Consider the following 2,265-nt stretch of genomic DNA (forward strand, 5'->3'; position numbering starts at 1 on the left):
TTGGCGGTAGCTGGAGGTTATCGCGGATACGGATCTTTGGCATCAAAAAACCCAGCTGTGCCGCGATATTTCTGCGCATCGCTCGTATACGCTCGATGAGATCGGTCTCGGCTATCTTTAGCAGACCGTATCCTAGATCAAGCTCTAAAATTTCAAGCTTTAAGATATCGTTTATCTTAGCTTCCTCTTCGCGGGCGATCTCTTCTTCGCTTTTTTTAGGAGGTTTTGGTGCGGCCTGCCCCTCTTCTTCGCCTTGAGCGGAGCCCATGCTTTGAGCTTTGGATGTCAAATTTATCTTGCCCTCTTTTACCTCTTTCATTATATAGCCCATACTTAAAAACAAAAGCGAGATAAAGCCTAGAGATAGCGTCGGAAGCCCGGGAACTAGAGCAAAGATAAATAGTATAAAGCCGACTATTAGAAGCGTTTTGTATTCGCCCAGCAACTGCGTTAGCGAGCCTTCAGCGAAATTTTCATCATCCTTGCTAGCGCGCGTGATGATGATCGCCGTGGCCGTCGAAGTGATGAGGCCAGGTATCTGGCTCACTAGACCGTCGCCGATAGTTAGGATAGTGTAGTTTTGCGCCGAGGTAGCCATGTCTAAGCCGTACTGAAACGAGCCGATGAGAAAGCCGCCGACGATGTTTATGATCGTGATGATGATGCCAGCGACAGCATCGCCTTTGATAAATTTAGACGAACCGTCCATCGCTCCGTAAAAATTCGCCTCGCCGATGATGGCTTCGCGGCGCTCTCTGGCGGTCTTTTCGTCGATTAGACCGGCGTTTAGGTCGGCGTCTATCGCCATTTGCTTGCCCGGCATCGCATCTAGCGTAAATCTCGCCTGCACCTCGCTCACGCGCGTCGAGCCTTTTGTAACGACCATAAAATTTATAAGAACTAGGATCGTAAATACGATCACGCCGATGACGTAGTTGCCGCCTACGACGAACTGTCCGAAGCTTGAGATTATCTCGCTCACGGCATCGGGACCGTTGTGTCCTTCGCTCAAAATCATACGCGTGGTGGCTATGTTTAGCGAGAGTCTAAAAAGCGTGATGATGAGAATGAGCGTCGGAAAGGTGCTAAGGTCGGTAGGCTTTGGCACGTAAACGGCGATCAAGATGATGAGCACCGAGATAGAGATGGAAAGCGCAAGAAAAAAGTCCAAAACCGCGCTAGGAAGCGGCACTATGATGATCGCTAGGATGGCGATTATGACGCCGACGATCGTGAGCCCCTTAAACCTTACGATGGGCTCTAAAAACGGTGCGACCAGAGTTAGGATATTGCGCTTTTGTTTTGCCAAAATTTACTTCTTGATTATATTTGCTAACGTAATTGTATCTAAAAAATCGTCTATTTTAGACTGCAGCGCGCTAAACATCGGCCAAATTTGACACATTCCGCCCTTGCTGGAGGCGCAACTATCGGCCGAGATAGAGCACTCAAATACCGCCATTTTACGCTTTTCAGCGCTTTCTATTATCCTTTTTATGCTGATTTCTTCAGGCTTTTGCGCGAGCATGAATCCGCCGTTTGCTCCCTTAAATGAAACCAAAATGCCCTCTCTGGCCAAATTTTGTAAAATTTTAGCCAAAAAGCTTTTTGATATATCAAGCTCGCCCGACATCGTATCGACGTCCGAAGGAGCGTCTTTTTGCGCTATATAAATCAGTGAAAGCAGCGCGTATTCGCTTGCTTTTGTCAAAAGCATAAATTCCCCTTAAATTTTTTGCTGATATTTTATTAAATTTTATCTGCAAATTTGATTAAATCAATATTTTTTAAAACTTTATTATTACCAAACGACATTGATACATCTTTAAATTCAACAATATTTGTCATTTTTTTCTCCTTATAAATACGAATTAGTTGCTACTATCAAAATTTCACATTCTTGATCAAATGGATTTGACAACCTATGCTCTGAAGTAGCTAAAAAATAAAATGATTCTTTTTCTGAAGCAATAAATTCCTCTTCACCAAGTTTCAGTTTACACTTTCCTCGCAAAACATAACATAAAGTTTCTGATTCTGATGGTGAAAAAGTTTTATAATTACTATGTTTCTCTAATTTAAGAATTAATGATTCCATTTCTTTTTCATTAGATTCTGGTACTAACCAAGTTAATTCATAACCATCGTCAGTTTCCTCATAACTAGTTTGATCTTCTAATGAATAGTATACTTTTTGACTTGAACTTTCTTTATCAAAAAAATCTTTTGGAGCACAACCTAAAACTTGTAAAATGTTAAAAAATG

Annotated in this window: 3 protein-coding genes; all 3 read right to left on the minus strand. The window is 42.3% G+C overall.

The features are described from left to right. A partial coding sequence (locus Q0200_RS02890) for an FHIPEP family type III secretion protein (protein ID WP_297937510.1) occupies nucleotides 1–1,309 on the minus strand: 1,309 nt, incomplete at its 3' end. A 3-nt stretch (nucleotides 1,310–1,312) separates the two neighbouring features. Then, entirely contained in the window at nucleotides 1,313–1,717 is a 405-nt protein-coding gene (locus Q0200_RS02895) for an Rrf2 family transcriptional regulator (RefSeq protein ID WP_295140515.1), read from the minus strand. Nucleotides 1,718–1,858: 141 nt separating this feature from the next. Continuing rightward, nucleotides 1,859–2,265 (minus strand): cupin domain-containing protein (locus tag Q0200_RS02900; protein ID WP_297937512.1); only part of this gene is annotated, 407 nt, incomplete at its 5' end.

Origin of the sequence: uncultured Campylobacter sp. (genome assembly GCF_938045225.1) — a bacterium.
GTDB lineage: Bacteria > Campylobacterota > Campylobacteria > Campylobacterales > Campylobacteraceae > Campylobacter_A.